Below are 20,876 nucleotides of genomic sequence, written 5' to 3'. Positions count from 1 at the left end.
CGTGCAGCCTCTGCCTTATCAACAGGCAGGAAGCTTAATGGTTCATCAATATCCCCTTGTTTTTGGTGGCTGTAACCCCCTCGCCACATCCGTGGTTTACCGGGGCCAGGCCTCCGAAGCGGACATCCGAGCGGGCAACTTCCCGTCCGGCGATGGACGTTGGGCTTCCCTGAAAAAGTGTGACCGTTCAGCCGTGGCGTCAAGATGCACGCGTCATAGACTCTCATGAACAAACGTTCAGCCGCGGTTGAACGTGCCTCCTTGTCGCCGCGACTAAGGCAACGAGCCCGCGCAGTTCCGCGCGGCACCATTGCCGCGCTTTAAAGATGACACCTTGGAGGCGCTGGCTATTCCCGAGCCGGTCATGAAGCAGGCGCTCCTTGTTGTCGCACTCGCAGCCGCCGCCTGGACCGGCGCGCCGTTAGCCGTTCAGGCGCAGGAAGGCGTCGACAAGGCCGCGGCGGCCGCCTTCGACAACAGGATGTTCGCGGGCCCGCCCGGCGCGAAAGCCTATGCCTGCTTCGTGCGGCGCTACGATGCAAATCATCTGGCGCAGCATCCGAAGCAGAAGGTCAGCGCGATGAAGCTGCTGGTGTCAGCGGAAGACGCTCCGGAGGACAAGGCCACCAACTATTCATTCCGGCTCGGCGTCGCGTACCGCCACCGCCCTGGCAATTTCGACTCCAGCGGCTACTGCAATCATGCCATCGCGGCCGAATCCGGCCACGAAATACGCTTCGAATGCGGCGTGGATTGCGAGGGCGGCGGTATCACCGTGGCGTTGTCCAAGGACAATAAATCCGCGATTGCGCGCCTTGGCCGCATCATGGTGTGGAATCGCAACAAGCCCGACGACGATGCGGGCGAAGCGCTGTTCGCCGGCGCCGACGACAAGATCTTTCGCGTCGATCGCGCGGACTTGGCGAATGCGCCGAACTTGTGACCGACCGCAAGGAACTCGCTGCGCTCCGCCACAAATGATAGGTTTGCCCAAAGGGACAACTGGATCAACAATAATTGCGCGAGAGACGCCATGCGCCGACGCAGCATCCTCTGGGGCACGCTTTCAGCGATCGGCGCCGTCTTGGCAGCGTCCCAGGCCGGCGCCGCCACCGAAGCACCGCCGCAAAAGCTGAAGGTGGTCTATCACCTCGATGACCTCGACAAGGTCAATTTCGTGATCGGCAACATCCAGAACCATCTCGACGGCGTCGGCGGCCCCGGCAATGTGACGATTGCGCTGGTGGTGCACGGCCGGGCGCTGAAGGCGTTTCATGCAGCAGCCGCCAATCCCGAGCTGTCAAAACATGTCGCGCGGTTCACCAAGGATGGGATCGAGTTCGCCGCCTGCGGCAACACCATGAAATCGCAGAACATCGGCCTCGCCGACTTGCTCCCCGGCTTCGTTGCCGCCGAGCGCGGCGGGGTGGTCCGCCTCGCCGAGCTGCAATCCCAGGGTTACCTCTACCTGCGCCCCTGACGCGCGGTCCTGCGCCGCAACGCGTCATAAAAATGTGCTGAGATGGGGGTCTGCTCGCACCTGCGTCCGAGCGGATCGAACTGTTGTGAATGGCGTTATCCCTTGGAAACGCTGATATTCCGCCCGGGGCTCCCGCCATGTTGACAATCCCCCTCCGCCCCCGAAAGCTGCCCGGGAACCCAAAAATCGACCCTCGATCGAACGAGAACAGGCACCCATGAACCCCGTCAAAGCACTCGAAAATCACCGCCAGGCCGTCTGGCTGGACTTCCTCGCCCGCGGCTTCGTCGCCGACGGCGACCTGAAGCGGCTGATCGAGACCGACGGCGTCAAAGGCGTGACGTCCAACCCCTCGATCTTCGAGAAGGCGATCGGCAGCTCGGACGAATATGACGGGGCGATCGGCAAGGCCCTCAAGAACGGCGACCGCTCGGTCGCCGACCTGTTCGAGCACCTCGCGGTCGAGGACATCCAGCACGCCGCCGACGTGCTGCGCCCGGTCTACGACCAGAGCCACGGCGGCGACGGCTTCGTCAGCCTCGAGGTGTCGCCCTATCTCGCGATGGACACCAAGGGCACGATCGCGGAAGCCGAACGGCTCTGGAAGGACGTCCACCGCAAGAACCTGATGGTCAAGGTACCGGCGACGCCCGAGGGCCTGCCGGCGATCGAGTACCTGATCGGCGAAGGCATCAGCATCAACATCACGCTGCTGTTCTCGCAGAAGGTCTATCGCCAGGTCGCCGAGGCTTATCTCAAGGGCCTGGAGAAATACGTCGGCAAGGGCGGCGATCCCTCCCATGTCGCGAGCGTCGCGAGCTTCTTCGTCAGCCGCATCGACACCGCCGTCGACAAGCAGCTCGACGAGAAGATCGCCAAGGCCAACGATCCGCACGAAAAGGAGCGGCTCGCGGCCTTGAAGGGCAAGGTCGCAATCGCCAATGCCAAGCTCGCCTACCAGGACTACAAGCACCTGTTCGCAGGCAGCCGCTGGGACAAGCTGGCGGCCAAGGGCGCCAAGCCGCAGCGGCTGTTGTGGGCGTCGACCGGCACCAAGAACAAGGACTATAGCGACGTGCTCTATGTCGAGGAGCTGATCGGCCCCGACACCGTCAACACCGTGCCGCCGGCAACGCTCGATGCCTTCCGCGACCACGGCAAGGTCCGCGACAGCCTCGAGGAGAATGTCGAGGACGCCCGCCACGTGCTGGAGGAGCTGGAGAAGTCCGGCATCTCGCTTGATGCGATTACCGAGGAACTGGTCAAGGACGGCGTCAAGCTGTTCGCCGACGCGGCCGACAAGCTCTACGGCGCGGTCGCCCACAAGCGCGCCACCTCGCTCGGCGGCGGCATCGACCGCCAGAAGCTCGCGCTCGGCGCCACCATCGAGAAGGCGGTCGAGAAGAGCACCGAGGAATGGCGCGCCTCCGCCCGGATCCGAAGGCTCTGGCACAAGGACAAATCGGTCTGGACCGGCGACGACGAGGACAAATGGCTGGGCTGGCTCACCAGCGCGGCCACCGCTGATGTCGCCGACTATGAGGACTTCGCCCGGCGCGTGAAGGGGCAGAACTTCACCGATGCCGTCGTGCTCGGCATGGGCGGGTCGAGCCTCGGGCCGGAGGTCCTGGCCCAGACCTTCCCGCACCGGTCCGGTTTCCCGCGGCTGCACGTGCTCGATTCCACCGATCCGGCGCAGGTGCGCGCGATGGAGGAGTATGTCGACATCGCAAGGACGCTGTTCATCGTCTCCTCCAAATCCGGCGGCACCACCGAGCCGAACGTGATGAAGGACTATTTCTTCGATCGGGTGGCGAAGGCGATCGGCAAGGACAAGGCCGGCCACCGCTTCATCGCGGTGACCGATCCGGGCTCATCGCTGCAGAAGGTCGCGATCAAGCAAGGCTTTGCCCGCATCTTTTACGGCGACCCCGCGATCGGCGGCCGCTATTCCGTGCTGTCGCCGTTCGGTCTGGTGCCGGCGGCCGCTGCCGGCATCGACGTCCGCAGCCTGCTCGGCCATACGCTCGCGATGGTGCGCTCTTGCGGTGCCGACGTGCCGCCGCAGGAGAACCCGGGCGTGCAGCTCGGGCTCGCGATGGGCATCGCGGGGCTCGAAGGCCGCGACAAGGTGACGATCTTCGCCTCGCCGGACGTTGCCGATTTCGGCGCCTGGGCCGAGCAGCTGATCGCGGAATCGACCGGCAAGGACGGCAAGGGCCTGATCCCGATCGAGGGCGAGACGATCGGCGACGCCGCGGTCTACGGCAACGACCGGTTCTTCATCGATCTGCGCACCGATGGCGAGAACGATGCCGCGCATGAGGCCAAGCTCGCGGCGCTCGAGGCCGCCGGCCATCCCGTGGTTCGGATCGTGATGAAGTCGATCGACCATATCGGCCAGGAGTTCTTCCGCTTCGAGATCGCGACCGCGGTCGCCGGCTCGATCCTCGGCATCAACCCGTTCAACCAGCCCGACGTCGAAGCCGCCAAGGTCAAGACCCGCGAACTGACGGCAGCGTTCGAGAAGACCGGGTCGCTGCCGGCCGAACAGCCGGTGGTGTCGGCGGACGGGGTCGATCTCTACACCGACGCGCAGAACGCCGAGGAGCTGCGCAAGGCCGGTGCGAACGGCGATCTCGACTCCTGGATCAAGGCGCACCTCGCGCGCTCCGGCCGCGGCGACTATGTCGCCCTGCTCGCCTATATCGAGCGCGATGGCGACACCATCGACGCCATGCAGGCGATGCGGCTGAAGGTGCGCGACGCAAGGCACCTTGCGACCTGCGCCGAGTTCGGTCCCCGCTTCCTGCATTCGACCGGGCAGGCCTACAAGGGCGGGCCCGACAGCGGTGTGTTCCTGCAGGTCACGACCGACGATACGGCGGACCTGCCGGTGCCCGGCCAGAAGGCGAGCTTCGGCGTGATCAAGGCGGCACAGGCGCGCGGCGATTTCGACGTGCTCACCGAGCGCGGCCGGCGGGCGCTGCGCGTGCATCTCAAGGGCGATCTCAGCTCCGGGCTCGCGGCGCTCGATGCCGCGATCTCGGCTGCACTGAACTGACGGAGGCGAGGGATGCAACTCGGCATGATCGGCCTCGGGCGGATGGGCGGCAACATCGTCCGCCGCCTGATGACCCAGGGCCACACCACCGTGGTCTACGACAAGGATCCGAAGGCCGTCGCGGCGCTCGTCGCCGACAATGCGATCGGGTCCTCATCGCTGGAGGATTTCGTCCTCAAGCTGGAGGCGCCGCGCACCGCCTGGGTGATGCTGCCGGCCGGCAAGATCACCGAAGCCACCATCGAGGCGCTGTCGAAGCTGATGCAGCCAGGCGACGTCATCATCGATGGCGGCAACACCTTCTGGCAGGATGACGTCCGCCGCGGCAAGGCGCTCAGGGAGCGCGGGCTGCATTACGTCGATGTCGGCACCAGCGGCGGCATCTGGGGCATCGAGCGCGGCTACTGCATGATGATCGGCGGCGACAAGAAAGTGGTCGACCGGCTCGACCCGATCTTCAAGACGCTGGCGCCCGGGATCGGCGACATTCCTCGCACCTCCGGCCGCGAGGGCCGCGATCCGCGCATCGAACAGGGCTACATTCACGCCGGCCCGATCGGCGCCGGGCATTTCGTCAAGATGATCCACAACGGCATCGAATACGGCCTGATGCAGGCCTATGCCGAAGGCTTCGACATCCTGAAGAACGCCAATATCGAGGCGCTGCCGGCCGAGCATCGCTTCGACCTCGACATCGCCGACATCGCCGAAGTCTGGCGGCGCGGCAGCGTGATCCCGTCCTGGCTGCTCGACCTCACGGCATCGGCGCTGGCGCAGAACCACACGCTCGACAATTATTCCGGCTTTGTCGAGGATTCCGGCGAAGGCCGCTGGACAGTCAATGCCGCGGTCGACGAGGCCGTGCCGGCCGAGGTGCTGACGGCGGCGCTCTATACGCGCTTCCGCTCGCGCAAGGATCACACCTTCGCGGAGAAGATCCTCTCGGCGATGCGCGCAGGCTTTGGCGGCCACAAGGAGCCGCCGAAGAAAACTTAAAGCGAACCGCGGAAGGTCACGTGCAGAAGAAACCAGACCCTTGCTCCTTCATCATCTTCGGCGCCACCGGTGATCTGACACATCGGCTTGTCATCCCGGCGCTCTACAATCTTGCCGCCAGCAATCTGCTGCCGGAGAAATTCTGCGTCGTCGGCATCGCCCGCAAGGGCATGTCGAGCGACCAGATGAAGGACAGCCTGATGCAAGGGCTACGCAAGTTCGCCACGCGCCCGCTGGATGAGGCCATCGTCACACGCCTGTTTGAATGCGTCACCGCGATCGAGGCCGACCCGAGCGATCCGCCCTCCTTCGATGCCATGAACGAGCGGCTCGAGAAGCTCGAACAGGCGCGCGGCACCGGTGGCAACCGGCTGTTCTACCTCGCGACCCCGCCGCGGGCCTTTCTCCCGATCAGCCAGCAGCTTGGACGCACCGGCATGCTGGAGGAGAACGGCGCCTGGCGGCGGCTGATCGTCGAAAAGCCGTTCGGCACCGATCTGGCGTCGGCCAAGGCGCTGAATGCCGCGCTGCTGAAGCTGATGGACGAGCACCAGATCTACCGGATCGATCACTATCTCGGCAAGGAAACCGTCCAGAACATCCTGGTGCTGCGCTTCGCCAACGGCATGTTCGAGCCGATCTGGAATCGCAACCACATCGACCACATCCAGATCACCGTCGACGAGAAGCTCGGCGTCGGTCATCGCGGCAGCTTCTACGACGCCACCGGCGCGCTGCGCGACATGGTGCCGAACCATCTGTTCCAGCTGCTGTCGCTGGTGACGATGGAGCCGCCGGCGCGGTTCGACGCCCACGCGGTGCGCTCCGAAAAGGCCGAGGTGCTGAGCGCGATCCAGACCCAGAGCGAACAGGAGGCGCTGCACAATTCGGTGCGCGGCCAGTATCGCGCCGGCCGGATCGGCGACACCGAGATCGAGGACTTTCTCAAGACGCCCGACGTCAGGCCCGACAGCTCGACCGAGACCTATGCCGCGCTGAAGCTGACCATCGACAATTGGCGCTGGGCCGGCGTGCCGTTCTACCTGCGCACCGGCAAGGCGCTGACCACCAAGCGCACGGAGATCGCGATCAAGTTCAAGCAGGCGCCGTTTGCGATGTTCCGCGACACGTCGGTCGATCGCCTGTCGCAGAACTACCTCGTCATCTCCACCGAGCCGACCGAAGGCATCGAGCTGCAGTTCAACACCAAGGTACCCGGCCCGACCATCAACATCGACGGCGTCGAGATGAAGTTCCGCTACAAGGACTACTTCAAGGCCGAGCCGTCGACCGGCTACGAGACGCTGATCTATGACTGCATGATCGGCGACAATCTGCTGTTCCAGCGCGCCGACAGCGTCGAGGCCGGATGGCAGGCGGTGCAGCCCTTCATCGACGCCTGGAAGAGCGCCGGCGGCCGTGGCCTGCAACCCTACAAGGCCGGCAGCGAAGGCCCGGAGGCCGCCAATGCGCTGCTGACGCGTGACGGCCGTAGCTGGCGGAAGCTGGGCTGACATGACCGCGACCGGCGAGCGCCAGATCATCACGGTCGCCGATCCGGCGGCACTGGCGCAGGCGGCCGCCGAGCGGGTGATCGCCAGGATCGACCAGAACAGCGGCCGGATCGCGGTGTGCCTCACCGGCGGCTCCAGCCCGAAGGCGCTCTATCAGCTGCTGGCGACGCCGGACTATCGCCAAAGGATTCCATGGGACCGCATCGACTGGTTCATCGGCGACGAGCGCCTTGTGCCGCGCAAGGACAAGTTGCACAACATGAGCATGGCGCGCCAGGCCTTCCTCGACCGCTGTGCACCGGCCGCGAATGTCCATCCGATCGCGACCGACACCGCCGATCTCAGGGATCCCGACATCAGCGCGGCGCTGTACGAGAACGAGCTGATGGCATTCTACGGCGCCGAACAGCTCGATCCGAAGCGGCCGCTGTTCGACCTGGTGCTGATGGGCATCGGCCCCGACGGCCATACCGCCTCGCTGTTTCCGGGTTATCCCGCGGTCGAGGAAACCCAGCGCTGGGTGGTCGGCGTGCCGAAGGCCAATGTCGAGCCGTTCGTGCCGCGCGTGTCGCTGACCCTGCCCGCCCTCGCCTCCTGTCGCGAGATGCTGTTCGAGGTGGCGGGCGAGAACAAGCGCGCGATCTTGACGCGCCTCTTCGCAGGCGAGAACCTGCCGGCAAACCGCGCGCGATCGCTGGGCGAGACCGTCTGGCTGATCGATCAGGCCGCGCTGCCGGAGGACTTTCGTGGGTGACGGACAAAACCCCTGCGCAGTGGTCGTGATGGGCGTCTCCGGCTCGGGCAAGAGCACCATCGCCGACCGCCTGGCGATCAGGATCGGCTGGCGCTTCGAGGACGGCGACAGTTTTCATCCACCAAGCAATGTCGCCAAAATGCATTCCGGCCAGCCGCTCACCGACGAGGATCGCTGGCCCTGGCTCCGCGCGATCGCCGACGAGATCGACCGCACCTGCGGCGTCCGCGAACGCGCCGTCATCGCCTGCTCCGCGCTGAAGCGCGCCTATCGCGACATCCTGGTGCATGGCCGCAACGATATCCGCATCGTCTTCCTCGACGGCTCGCAGGAGCTGATCGCCACGCGGCTCGGCGCGCGCAAGGGCCATTTCATGCCGCCGGGGCTGCTCGCCAGCCAGTTCAAGACGCTGGAGCCGCCGACCCCGGAGGAACGCCCGATCACGGTTGCGATCGACCGTCCGGTCGAAACCATCGTCGAAGACATCGTCAATCAACTGAAGTTGGACCGCACATGACCCGCATCGCCCTTGTCGTATCCGATGTCGACGGCACGCTGCTCACCAAGGACAAGACCTTGACCGACGGCGCCAGGGCGGCAGTGCGCAGGCTGCACGAGGCCGGCATCGGCTTCACCATCGTCTCCAGCCGGCCGACGATCGGGATGGGCTTTCTGGTTGCGCCGCTTGCGATCACACAGCCGATCGGCGCATTCAACGGCTCTTCGATCGTCGATCCGCAGCTCAAGCCCCTCGAGCAGCATTTGATCCCGGCCGCGGTCGCAAAACGCTGCATCGACATGCTGCGCGAGCGCGACGTCGACATCTGGCTGTTCACCAACGACCGCTGGCTGACGCGCAATCCTGACGGCGAGTACACCGCCCACGAGCAGCACACGATCAAGCATGATCCGACCATCGTCGGCGATTTCACGCCCTATCTCGATCAGGCCTGCAAGATCGTCGGCGCGAGCTCGGATGCGGCCCTGCTGCAACGCTGCGAGGCGGAGATGCAGCAGATGGTCGGCCGCGATGCCACCGCGGTCCGCTCGCAGACCTACTATCTCGACGTCACCCCGCCTGGCCACGACAAGGGCACCTTCGTCGAGGGCATCGCGAAGCGCCTTGGCGTGCCGCTGGAGAACGTCGCCACGATCGGCGACATGCAGAACGATCTGCCGATGTTCGCGCGAAGCGGCGTCTCCTTCGCGATGGGCAATGCCAGCGATGACGTGAAGGCGCGCGCCACCCATGTCACTGAATCCAACGAGCAGGACGGTTTCGCACGCGCGATGGACACGGTGTTGCAGCTTCGCTGAAGCATTCGGACGATCGCCCACGCGTGATCGAGCGCGGGCCGCAGCGTGATCGCCGTTACAGTCCGCTACATCGCAATCGAGCCAAATTGATCATGTGATCGCGTCACGCTGATCACGCGGCCCTTTGTCACGGCGAGATCTGTCACCCGACCAATCCGCGGTTCCTTGAGGCGGGCCGATCACACTCGCACGATTTCGGAATATTGGAAATATATTCCTGATTTGCCCGACGTGTCAAGTTGCCTGGTCCAGTGCCGGCAGCTGCCGGCTCCTTTGCATGGGGTTGTTTTCGATATTTTGGCAGCGCGGACCTGCGGCGGTCCCGCAAGCGGAAGATGGAGGGCGGCATCGCCGCGGTGGTTTAAGTCGAACGCTGCACCGCAGGCTTCTCGGCGTCGGCCCTGGCGGCGCTGAGATTGTGCGCGGTGTTGATCAACGCGATATGGGTCAGCGCCTGCGGGAAATTGCCGGTCTGCCGGCCGGCGCCGGAATCGAACTCCTCGGCCAACAGTCCGAGATCGTTGGCGACCGCCACCACGCGGTCGAACATGGTCTGCGCCTTGTCGACATCTCCCGCCAGCACATGAGCGTCGGCTAGCCACAGGCTGCAGGCCAGGAACGCGCCCTCGATCGGCTGGACCTCATCGGACACCTCGCGCGGATCGTGCCGCAGCACGAAGCCGTCGCGCATCATGTGCCGTTCGACCGCGTCGATCGTGCCGCGGATGCGCGGATCGCCCGACGGCAGGAAGCCGACCGACGGCAGCAGCAGCAGGCTGGCGTCGAGCAACATTGAGCCATAGCTCTCGACGAAACTGTTGAGGCCGGGATCGAAGCCGCGTTGGCAGACGTCGCGATGAATGGCCTCGCGCAGCACCCGCCATTTGACCAGCGGCCCCTTGAAGCCGAACCGCTCCGCGCTCTTGATGGCGCGGTCGAAGGCGACCCAGCACATCACCTTGGAGAACACGTAGTGTCTGGGGGTGCCACGGCGTTCCCAGATGCCGTGATCCGGCTGATCCCAGACATCGGCGAGATGGGTGACGACGGTGCATTCGAGCGACCAGTTCTCTTCGTCGAGCTTCAGCTTGGCCATGCGGGACTGATGGAAGGCGTCGATCAGCTCGCCATAGACGTCGAGCTGAAGTTGCGCATGCGCGGCGTTGCCGGCGCGTACCGGCTGCGCCCCTTCATAGCCGGACAGCCACCCTGCCTCCCATTCCAGGAGGCGTCGTTGGCCCAGGATGCCGTACATGATCTGCATGTTGGCCGGCGCGCCGGCTGCGGCCCGCAGCAGCCAGTTGTGCCAGGCCGCCGCTTCCTCGGTGTAGCCCGAGTTCATCAGGGCCAGCAGCGTAAAGGTGGCGTCGCGCAGCCAGCAGAACCGGTAGTCCCAATTGCGCGCGCCGCCGAGCTTTTCCGGCAACGACGTGGTGGGTGCCGCGACGATGCCGCCGGTCGGCCTGAAGGTCAGCGCCTTCAGCGTGATCAGCGAGCGCATCACGAGGGCGCGTTGATAGCTGCCGTCATAGGTCGAACGGCTGCACCATTCCCGCCAGTATTCCTCGGTGTCCTTCAGCGCAGCCTCAGGGTCGATCGCCTCCGGCACCGGGTGATAGGACGGTCCATAGGTCAGGACGAACGGCACGGTGTCGCCTTCGCCGATCTCGAAATCGGCGATCGTGGTCAGATCCTTGCCGCGGGTTTCGACCGGCGTGCGCAGCACGGTCATGTCCTGCCCGCTGATCGCCAGAAGCCCGTCACCATCCGGATTCTTCCGCACCCAGGGGACATCGACGCCGAAGCCGAAGCGGATCACCAGCTCCATGCGCATCTTGACGCGGCCGCTGACGCCGCGAACGAGGCGGATCACATCGGAGGCGTTGCCGCGCGGCGGCATGAAGTCGATCAGCGCGACCGCGCCGCCTTCCACCTCGAACCGGGTCTCCAGGATCAGCGTATCGTCCCAGTAGCGCCGCGAGGTCTGCTTGATCTCGCCTGTGGGCGCCAGCAGCCAGCGACCGTTCCTCGACGTGCCAAGCAGCGCCGCGAAGCAGGGATCGGAATCGAACGCCGGCCAACACAGCCAGTCGATCGAGCCGTCGCGGCCAACCAGCGCGGCGGTCTCGCAATCTCCGATCAGTCCATAGTCTTCGATACGAGAGGCCACGCGCCGCGCTCCGCGTTACCCGGTGTGCGAGCGCTCGCGGGTCGCGCGCTTAAGGGCGTCGACGTCGATCGCCGACGCGAGATGCTCGATCGAGACCGGGAGCCGCCGCTTCCAGTTCGGATGCTCGTAGACGGTGCCGGGGATGTTCGGCTGCTCGACAATGCCGAGCAGGTCCTCCATCGACACCGCCATCATCCGCGACCGCGTCCGTGCCAGGAAGCTCGCCACCGAATAGAAATCGTTCGCGTGGATGTCGTGCCGGCGCAGCACGTCGTCGAGCTGGCCGAGCGCGTGCCAGCGCCCCTCGTCGGTCTCGCCGGGATCGATCCCGAGCGCACGCTTGGTCCTGAGGTCGCTGAACGAGCGCCAGCCCGCATAGGTCGAGAGGTCGTGGGTGTTGAATGTCACCAGCGCATTCGGCAAATAGTAGTCGGCGTTGCGGAAGACGCCCTGGTCGTCGGTCTCGAACATCATCACGAGATAGGACCAGATGCCCCAGCCGTTCATCTGCTCGCGGAACCCGGGAGGTACGGTGCCGAGGTCCTCGCCGATCACGACGCAGCGGCTCGCCACGCTCTCCTGCGCGGTCGCCGCCAGCAGCGCCTCGAACGGCATCAGCACATAGGCGCCATTGGCCGGGCCGAAGCCGCGCGGTACCAGATAGAGCCGCTTCAGCCCGAACGCGTGGTCGAGCCTGATTGCGCCGGCGTGGTGCATCGAGGCGCGCAGCATCTGCCTGAACGGCTCGAACGAGCGCTGTTCAAGGCCCGCGGCGTTGAAGCCGGCAAGCCCCCAGTCCTGGCCCGCCGTGTTGAGCGGGTCAGGCGGCGCGCCGACGCCGAGATGGCGCGAGATCGCGATCTGCTCATTCCAGGCGTCGAACCCGTCCGACTGCACGCCGACGGCGACGTCGAGATAAAGCCCGACCCGCATGCCGCGCTTGTGCGCCAGCGCCTGGCAGGCGCCGAGTTGACGGTCCGCGGTCCATTGCACGAATTCGACGAACTCGACCTCGGCGGCAGAGTCGCGCGAGCGGCGCAATTTTGCACAAGCTGCGTCGCTCGGCTGCCGCCATTCGTCCGGCCATTCCCACCACGGCGTGTTGAATTTGTGCCGCATCACCTCGAAGCAGGCGAAGCGCGACAGCAGCGTGCCCTGCTCGTTGCGATAGGCCTCGAAATCCTGCCAGCGGCCGAGGCCCGGGTTGGCCTTGAAGGCCGCGAACGCCGCGCGCAACGCGGGCCATTTCTGCGCCGCGACGCCGACATAGTCGACCATGTCGTGGCTGCGGAGCGGTGCCAGCGCGGCCTTGGTCTCGGCATCGACGCGGAATTCGGGAATCTGCTCGACGTCGATGTAAAGCCCATTGAGGAACAGCCGGCTGTTCGGCGAGTACGGGCTGCAATCGCCGGGCCGATCGTCGAACAGCGCATGCAGCGGATTGAGCCCGACGCCGTCGGCGCCGAGCCGGTGGGCGAATTCGAGCAGGTGCTGCAGGTCGGTGAAGTCACCGATGCCCCAGTTGCGCGCTGACCGCACGCCGTAGAGTTGCACCGCGATCACCCAGCAGCGGTCGAACTCGCCGCCGAAGGCGCCGTGCGGCGCCACCAGCAGTGGCAGCTCCTCGCTGGCGCCCGATGCGTCCGACAGTTGCAGCCGATGCACGCCTTCGGGCAGACCGGACGGCCACGTCACACTGCGCTCACGCGCCTCGCCCTGCGCGAGCACCCCGGTGCCATTCGCAAGCTTCCATTGCACCGGAAGCCGGGCAGCCTCCGAGAACTGCGTTTGCGCAGCCTGGCCGCCTCTGACCACCACGGGATCGGCAATGATCCGACGGGGCGCCTGCGGCGGCAGCGCGTCGAGGATCGCCGTGAGCGCCTCGGGGGTTGTCACACGGCGGTGACCGCTGCCATCGATATACTCGGTCTGGATTCCCAGGGTCTGGGCTTTGGCGTAAAGGTCCATTCGGCACGCTGCCTGCTCGCAACGGTTGGTGGATCGTTGCTAAATTGTACAGATACGGGAAAGGGATAGTTGATGTTCAACGCTCTACCCTATCCGGCGTTCCCACCGGGAACCATTGCCCGGCGAGCGGCTTTCTATATGGGTCTGGCGCGCCTCCTTCCCGGCGCCGGGACGTCATTTGCATTTTTAATGGCGGCATCACCGTGAACAAAACCCTCCGGCCTGTCGAGAGTGCCCATGGCACTTTTCATATCACCGATGTCTATCCGTCGGTTGATGGCGGCCGCTTTCCGGTCAAGCGTATTGTGGGCGAACCTGTCGAAGTGTGGGCCGACATCTACCGTGCCGGACATGACGTGATATCGGCGGCATTGGTGTGGCGGCGCGAGGGCGACAGCGAATGGCAGGTCGCGCCGATGACGGCGCACAGCGACGACCGCTGGGGCGGCGCTTTCGTGCCCGACCGGCCCGGCCGCTACGCCTTCGCGATCGAGGCCTGGACCGATGAGTTCGCCAGCTGGCGGCATCGTTTCGAGCAGACGCCGCGCGACGGCAGCGATCACACGCTGGACGCGCTCGAAGGCGCGGGCATGCTGACCCAGGCGCAGGCCGGCAGCCCGGCGGCGGCGGCCGTCATCATCAGGCAGTGCGAAATCTTTCTGCAGACCGGCGAACCAGGTGCGCTGCTCGCGCCCGAATTGCGGGAGGCGATGGCCGGCAGCCAGTTTCGGCGCGATCTGATGCGATCGCAGCTCTACCCGCTGACCGCGGACCGCCCGCAGGCGCGCAGCGGCGCATGGTACCAGATGTTTCCGCGCAGCCAGGGCAAGACACCGGGCATGCATGCAACCTTCAACGACTGCATCGCGCGGCTTCCCGACATCGCCGCGATGGGCTTTGACGTCGTCCTGCTCGCGCCGATCCACCCGATCGGCCGGCAGCACCGCAAGGGCCGCAACAATGCCGCGATCGCACAGGCGGGCGATCCCGGCAGCCCCTATGCGATCGGCGCAGCCGAGGGCGGCCACGACGCCGTGCATCCGGAACTCGGCACGCTCGACGACTTCCGCGCCTTCGTGGCGGCAAGCCAGGCGCATGGCCTCGAGGTCGCGCTCGATTTCGCCGTGCAGTGCTCCCCCGATCATCCCTGGCTGAACGAACATCCAGAGTGGTTCAAGCGGCGCCCGGACGGATCGATGCGCACCGCCGAGCATCCCCCGCAGCGCTGGGATGATATCGTGAACCCGGATTTCGGGTCCGAAGACGCCGGCGCCCTGTGGCGCGCACTGCGCGACGTCGTGCTGTTCTGGGTCGAACAGGGCGTCAGGATCTTCCGGGTCGACAATCCGCACACCAAGCCGCTGGCGTTCTGGGAGTGGCTGATCGGCGAGGTGCGGGACCGCGACGCGGACGTGCTGTTCCTTGCGGAAACCTTCGCGCGCCCGAAACTGATGAAGGGCCTCGCCAAGCTCGGCTTCACGCAGTCCTACAGCTATTTCACCTGGCGGACGCAGCGCTTCGAGCTCGAACAATATCTCGGCGAGTTGACCTCCTATCCCGAGCGTGACTTCTTTCGGCCGAATTTCTTCGTCAACACACCGGACATCCTGCCCTTCCACCTGCAAAGCGGCGAATCCTGGATGTTCAAGTCGCGTCTCGCGCTGGCCGCGACGCTTTCAAGCAGCTATGGCATTTACAGCGGCTTCGAATTGCTCGAGCACACGCCAGTCCCCGGCCGCGAGGAATATCTCAACTCCGAGAAGTACGAGATCAGGGTTCGCAACTGGGAGCAGCCGGGGAACATCAAGCCCTATATCGCAGCTCTCAACCGGATCAGACGCGGCAATCCGGCCCTGCAACAATTCGCCAATTTGCGCTTTATCAGTGTCGATGACGGTGGCGTGATCGGCTTCATCAAGGAGGCCGTCGATCAGGGCAATGTGATCGCGGCCGCGATTGCATTATCAGCCGAGTTGCGTGAGGTCTGGCTGCCGCTCGGCGACGTCATGGTCGGCCGTGGCGATGCCCGCCGCCCCGTCTCGGCAGTGGAAGACCTTGTCACCGGAGAGCGCCACGCGCTCGAATGGGGAGGCATCCGTCTACGTATAGATCCTGCGCGCGATCCCGCGTTGCTGCTGCGCTGTGTCGCCTGAAGGAGCCGTCATGAACGTATTCTCCTCCGTCAATACCCAGGAGAAGGTCGCAACCGAGACTGCGGACCAGCTGTGGTACAAGGACGCGATCATTTACCAGCTGCATGTCAAGGCATTTGCCGACAGCAACAATGACGGCATCGGCGACTTCGCGGGGCTGACGGAGAAACTCGGCTATCTGCAGGAGCTCGGCGTCACCGCGCTGTGGCTGTTGCCGTTCTATCCCTCGCCCGGCCGCGACGACGGCTACGACATCGGCGACTATGGCGACATCAATCCCGATTTCGGGACGATGAAGGACTTCAAGCGCTTCATCCAGGAGGCCAAGAAGCGCGGCCTGCGCGTCATCACCGAGCTGGTCGTCAACCACACCTCGGACCAGCATGCGTGGTTCAAGCGCGCTCGCCGCAGCCCGCCGAATTCGAGCGCGCGCAGCTGGTACGTCTGGAGCGACACCGACCAGAAATACCTCGATACAAGGATCATCTTTACCGATACGGAGAAGTCGAACTGGACCTGGGATCCGGAGGCCGGCCAGTTCTACTGGCACCGCTTCTTCTCGCACCAGCCGGACCTGAATTTCGACAATCCGCGCGTGGTGCGCGCCATCGTGCAGGTGATGAAGCGCTGGCTCGACACCGGCGTCGACGGTTTCCGGCTCGACGCCATTCCCTATCTGTGCGAGCGCGACGGCACCAACAACGAGAACCTGCCGGAGACGCATGCCATCATCAAGCGGCTGCGCCAGGAGCTCGACGCCTATGCCAAGGGCAAGATCCTGCTGGCCGAAGCCAATCAATGGCCGGAGGACGTGCAGGAATATTTCGGCCATGGCGACGAATGCCACATGGCCTATCACTTCCCGCTGATGCCGCGCATCTACATGGCGATCGCCCAGGAAGACCGCTTTCCGATCACCGACATCCTGCGGCAGACGCCCGACATTCCCGCCGCTGCGCAGTGGGCGCTGTTCCTGCGCAATCACGACGAGCTGACGCTGGAAATGGTCACCGACGTCGAGCGCGACTATCTGTGGTCGACGTACGCCAACGATCCGCGCGCCCGCATCAATGTCGGCATCCGCCGCCGCCTTGCGCCGCTGATGGACAACGACCGGCGCAAGATCGAGCTGATGAACTCGCTGCTGCTGTCGTTCCCGGGCACGCCGATCATCTATTACGGCGACGAGATCGGCATGGGCGACAACATCTATCTCGGCGACCGCAACGGCGTGCGGACGCCAATGCAGTGGTCGCCGGACCGCAACGGCGGCTTCTCGCGCGCCGACCCGGCGCGGCTCTACGCGCCGATGATCATGGACCCGGTCTACGGCTATGAATCCGTCAATGTCGAGGCGCAGTCGCGCAGCCTGTCGTCGCTGCTGTCGGCGACCAAGCGGCTGATCGCGGTACGCAAGTCGACGCTTGCCTTTGGGCGCGGCACCATGACCTTCATCCGCCCGGAGAACCGCTCGGTGCTGGCCTATGTGCGCCAGTACCAGGGTGAGGCGATCCTGTGCATCGCCAATCTGTCGCGGTCGGCGCAGGCCACCGAGCTCGACCTCTCCGCCTTCAAGGACCGCATTCCGCTCGAGATGCTCGGCCGCACGCGCTTCCCGGCTATCGGCGAGCTGCCCTACATGATCACGCTCGCGCCGTACGGCTTCTACTGGTTCCAGCTGCAGGAGCGCGACAAGTCCGAGCCGGTGACGCCGCGCGCGGTGCCGGAATTCGAGACGCTGGTGGTGCCGCTGAATTCGACCTGGATGTCACTGGCGCGCACCCGCGGCGTGTTCGAGCACGACGTGCTGCCCGGTCATCTCGCCCGCACGCGCTGGTATCCGGAACGATCGGCGAGCGCGATCCAGCCGGTGCTGGTCTCCGCGATCCCGTTCTGCGACATCGGCGACAACCGGCCGTGGCTCGCCTTCTTCGAGACCACGCAGCGCGGCACCACCAGCCGCTACGTGCTGCCGATGCAGATCGAGTGGGTGCGCTTCGACCGCGAGCGCTACAACCCGCGCGCCTTCGCCGCGATACGCCAGGGCGCGCGCGAGGGCACGCTGCTCGACGTTGCCACCGACCAGATCTTCACCGGCTTGTTCCTGCGCAACCTGCGGGAAAACCTCACGGTCGACGAAGGCGAGCAAGGCCTCAAGCTCGAATTCCGGCCAACCAGCCGCTTCTCCGACCGGCCGGTGCGGCAGCCCGAGCGTATCCGGGTGTTCGAGAACGACCAGCCGCATTCGACCGCGCTGGTCGACAACGAATATGTCACCAAGATCTATCGCAAGCTCGAGGTCGGCATCAATCCGGAGATCGAGATGGGCCGCTTCCTCACCGAGGTGGTCAACTTTCCGAACACCCCTGCCTTGCTCGGCACCGCCGAGCTGATCGAGGGCGACAAGCGCAGCGCCATCGCCGTCCTGCATGCGATGGTCGTCAACCAGGGCGACCTCTGGACCATCGCAGGCGCACACCTCGACCGCCTGGTCGAACGGCAGCGCCTGCTGACAGTGAGCGAGCACCCCGTGGAGAACGGCGACCAGGCCACCTATCTGCGCCACATGTCGCATAGCGGAAAGCGGCTGGCCGAGCTGCATCTGGCGCTCGCCAGCAACCGCGACCTGCCGGACTTCGCGCCCGAGCCGACCAAGCCCGACGACCTGCAGCGCTGGGCCGACGAGATCATGGCGCGGGCCGAGCGCGTGTTCGATACGCTGAAGCAGCGGCGCGGCTCACTGAGAGAGGCCGACCGGCTGCTGGCCGATCAGTTGCAGGCCCAGCACGACACGCTGCCGGAGCGGCTCAAGGCGCTGCTGCCGCGCGAAACCGACGGGTTCAATATCCGCCATCACGGCGACCTGCATCTCGGTCAGTTGCTGGTGGTCAAGGACGACGTCTTCATCATCGATTTCGACGGCGGACCGGGCCGCACCATCGCCGAGCGGCGGCGCAAGGCGCCGCCGGCGCGCGACGTCGCCGGCCTGATCCGTTCGATCGACTATGCGGCGACCGCCGCGCTGGAACGCACGCTCAAGGTCTCCCCCGACGAGAGCGGCCGGCTGAGCCTCGCCTTGGCCGAATGGCGCGACCAGGCCGCGGATACCCTGCTGGCGGCCTATCGCGAGACGGTGGCCGGCCAGCGGCTGTGGCCCGCCGACGCCAAGACGGCCGACCGCCTGCTCAGTTTTTTCCTGCTTGAGAAAGCCTTCTATGAGATCGAGTATGAGCTGGCCAACCGGCCGGATTGGCTGCGGGTGCCGCTCACCGGCCTGCTGAGGATCCTGGCGCAACAGCCGCATGAGGTTGCATGAGCAAACTGCCCGCCGAGGCCTATGCCATCATCGAGGGCCGCCACTCCGACCCCTTCCACTATCTCGGGCTTCACCCAGAGGGGGACCGCAACGTCGTGCGCGCCTTCCTGCCCGATGCCAGCAATGTCGAGGCGATCGGCGAGCATGGCGAGACCGCACAGCTGGCGCGAATCCATGACGCCGGCCTGTTCGCAGGCCCCCTGCCGAACGGCTCGACGCGCTACCAGCTCCGCGCCCGTTTCGGCGACAACGTTGTCGAGCTGGAGGATGCCTACCGCTTTCCGCCGATCCTGAGCGATTTCGATCTCTATCTGCTCGGCGAAGGCACCCATCAGCGCGTCTACGATACGCTCGGCGCGCATCCGATGACGCTCGACGGCGTCGACGGCATCGGCTTCGTGGTGCTGGCGCCGAATGCGCGGCGGGTCAGCGTGGTCGGCGACTTCAATTTCTGGGACGGACGGCGGCATCCGATGCGCGTGCGCGGCCCGGGCTACTGGGAACTGTTCATCCCGCGTGCAAGGATCGGCGACCACTACAAGTTCGAGATCATCGGGCGCAACGGCCAGCATTTGCCGCTGAAGTCCGATCCCCTAGCGTTCGCCGCCGAGGTGCGCCCGAAGACCGCCTCGATCGTGATCGACGAACGCAAGATCCCGCATCCGCGCCCGGCGCCGGATCGCGTCAACGCGCTGAACTCGCCGATGTCGATCTACGAGGTCCATCTCGGGTCGTGGCGGCGCAAGGGCCGCAACGAGTGGCTGACCTATCGCGAGATGGCGGAGCAGCTGCCGGCCTATGCCAGCGACATGGGCTTTACCCATGTCGAATTCCTGCCGATATCAGAGCATCCGTTCGACGGCTCCTGGGGCTACCAGCCGACCGGCATGTTCGCACCGACCAGCCGCTTCGGCTCGCCGGACGATTTCGCCGCGCTGATCGACGCCTGCCACGGCGCAGGGCTCGCCGTGCTGCTCGACTGGGTGCCCGGGCATTTCCCCGACGATCCGCACGGGCTCGGCAATTTCGACGGCACCGCGCTCTACGAGCACGCCAATCCGCTGCAGGGCCGTCACCTCGATTGGGGTACGCTGATCTACAATTACGGGCGCACCGAGATCACCAACTTCCTGGTGTCGAACGCGCTGTTCTGGCTTGATCGCTACGGCATCGACGGGCTGCGCGTCGATGCCGTCGCCTCCATGCTCTATCTCGACTACAGCCGTCCCGCCGGTGGCTGGATTCCGAACAAATATGGCGGCCGGGAGAACATCGAGGCGATCGACTTCCTGCGCCGCTTCAACACCGAATTGTTCGCGCATTTTCCGCAGGCGACGACGGCGGCGGAAGAATCCACCGCATGGCCGCAGGTGTCGCGTCCCGTCGAGTATGGCGGGCTCGGCTTCGGCTACAAGTGGAACATGGGCTGGATGCACGACACGCTGAAATATATCGGCAAGGATCCCATCCACCGCAAATACCATCACGGCGACATCCTGTTCGGCCTGCACTACGCCTTCTCGGAGAATTTCATCCTGCCGCTGTCCCATGACGAGGTGGTGCACGGCAAGCGCTCGATCCTCGGCCGCATGCCCGGCGACGACTGGCAGCGCTTTGCCAATCTGCGCGCCTATTACAGCTTCATGTTCGGCCACCCCGGCAAGAAGCTGATGTTCATGGGCTGCGAGTTCGGCCAGGAGCGCGAGTGGAATCACGACTACTCGATCGATTGGCATCTGCTGCAACAACCGAAGCACAGCGGCATCCAGAACCTGGTCCGCGACCTCAACCGGCTCTATCGCGCGCTGCCGGCGCTGCACGAGCTCGACTGCGACCAGGCCGGCTTCGAATGGGTCATCACCGACGATGCCAACAACAACGTGTTCGCCTGGATCCGCAAGGGCAACGCCGAGCGCGCACGCTGCCTCGTGATCGCGAACTTCTCACCCAACGTCTACCGCGACTATCGTGTCCGGGTGCCGTTCGCGGGCAAGTGGCACGAGGTGTTCAACTCGGATTCCGCGCATTACGGCGGCACCAATGTCGGCAATGTCGGCGAGGTGCGCGCATCGGAGGACGCCACGCCCGAACTGAGTTTGACCATTCCGCCGCTGGCTGCGATCTTCCTCGTACCGGAAAGCTGA

General features: G+C 65.3%; 12 protein-coding genes and 1 pseudogene. 11 read left to right on the top strand and 2 right to left on the bottom strand.

Annotated elements, in window-relative coordinates; translation table 11 throughout:
* The first annotated feature begins 364 nt into the window (after positions 1-364).
* The 8 genes and pseudogenes from Q2M23_RS00260 to Q2M23_RS00225 all read left to right on the top strand — a co-directional run bounded on the left by Q2M23_RS00260 (position 365) and on the right by Q2M23_RS00225 (position 9,125).
* Positions 365-981: pseudogene (locus tag Q2M23_RS00260) on the top strand (hypothetical protein).
* Between the two features lie 52 nt (positions 982-1,033).
* Positions 1,034-1,480 (top strand): DsrE family protein, encoded by a 447-nt coding sequence (locus Q2M23_RS00255; protein ID WP_316393642.1) that lies wholly within the window; start codon positions 1,034-1,036, stop codon positions 1,478-1,480.
* Between the two features lie 217 nt (positions 1,481-1,697).
* The gene (locus tag Q2M23_RS00250; protein ID WP_316393641.1) at positions 1,698-4,544 is read left to right on the top strand and encodes a bifunctional transaldolase/phosoglucose isomerase; all 2,847 of its coding nucleotides are present in this window, start codon (positions 1,698-1,700) and stop codon (positions 4,542-4,544) included.
* 12 nt (positions 4,545-4,556) lie between these two features.
* Positions 4,557-5,540, top strand: coding sequence for a phosphogluconate dehydrogenase (NAD(+)-dependent, decarboxylating) (gene gnd, locus Q2M23_RS00245; protein ID WP_057014889.1), 984 nt, complete (start codon positions 4,557-4,559; stop codon positions 5,538-5,540).
* 20 nt (positions 5,541-5,560) lie between these two features.
* Positions 5,561-7,054: a glucose-6-phosphate dehydrogenase gene (gene zwf / locus Q2M23_RS00240; protein ID WP_316393640.1), complete on the top strand. Its 1,494-nt coding sequence runs from the start codon at positions 5,561-5,563 to the stop codon at positions 7,052-7,054.
* A gap of 1 nt (position 7,055) precedes the next feature.
* Positions 7,056-7,808 (top strand): 6-phosphogluconolactonase, encoded by a 753-nt coding sequence (gene pgl, locus Q2M23_RS00235; protein WP_316393639.1) that lies wholly within the window; start codon positions 7,056-7,058, stop codon positions 7,806-7,808.
* Positions 7,809-7,836: 28 nt separating this feature from the next.
* Positions 7,837-8,325: a gluconokinase gene (locus tag Q2M23_RS00230; protein WP_233285885.1), complete on the top strand. Its 489-nt coding sequence runs from the start codon at positions 7,837-7,839 to the stop codon at positions 8,323-8,325.
* Entirely contained in the window at positions 8,322-9,125 is an 804-nt protein-coding gene (locus tag Q2M23_RS00225) for an HAD family hydrolase (RefSeq protein ID WP_092085690.1), read from the top strand. The genes Q2M23_RS00230 and Q2M23_RS00225 overlap by 4 nt, the downstream gene beginning before the upstream one ends.
* A 361-nt stretch (positions 9,126-9,486) precedes the next feature.
* Here Q2M23_RS00225 and Q2M23_RS00220 read toward each other — a convergent pair whose 3' ends face one another.
* Both Q2M23_RS00220 and malQ read right to left on the bottom strand, forming a co-directional pair.
* Positions 9,487-11,295, bottom strand: coding sequence for a glycoside hydrolase family 15 protein (locus tag Q2M23_RS00220; protein WP_316393637.1), 1,809 nt, complete (start codon positions 11,293-11,295; stop codon positions 9,487-9,489).
* Positions 11,296-11,310: 15 nt separating this feature from the next.
* Entirely contained in the window at positions 11,311-13,263 is a 1,953-nt protein-coding gene (gene malQ, locus Q2M23_RS00215) for a 4-alpha-glucanotransferase (protein WP_316393636.1), read from the bottom strand.
* A 203-nt stretch (positions 13,264-13,466) separates the two neighbouring features.
* Between malQ and Q2M23_RS00210 the strand changes: the two genes are divergently transcribed.
* From Q2M23_RS00210 to glgB, 3 genes are read left to right on the top strand one after another with little or no spacing between them, the layout of a single operon-like run.
* On the top strand, positions 13,467-15,416 hold the full coding sequence (locus Q2M23_RS00210) for an alpha-1,4-glucan--maltose-1-phosphate maltosyltransferase (protein ID WP_316393635.1): 1,950 nt from the start codon (positions 13,467-13,469) through the stop codon (positions 15,414-15,416).
* 10 nt (positions 15,417-15,426) lie between these two features.
* The gene (treS, locus tag Q2M23_RS00205) at positions 15,427-18,732 is read left to right on the top strand and encodes a maltose alpha-D-glucosyltransferase (RefSeq protein ID WP_229189653.1); all 3,306 of its coding nucleotides are present in this window, start codon (positions 15,427-15,429) and stop codon (positions 18,730-18,732) included.
* The gene (gene glgB, locus Q2M23_RS00200; protein ID WP_316393634.1) at positions 18,729-20,876 is read left to right on the top strand and encodes a 1,4-alpha-glucan branching protein GlgB; all 2,148 of its coding nucleotides are present in this window, start codon (positions 18,729-18,731) and stop codon (positions 20,874-20,876) included. The genes treS and glgB overlap by 4 nt, the downstream gene beginning before the upstream one ends.

The organism is Bradyrhizobium sp. 33ap4 (genome assembly GCF_032654765.1).
Taxonomy (GTDB): domain Bacteria; phylum Pseudomonadota; class Alphaproteobacteria; order Rhizobiales; family Xanthobacteraceae; genus Bradyrhizobium; species Bradyrhizobium australafricanum.
This window is presented reverse-complemented; position numbering and strand designations above follow the sequence as displayed.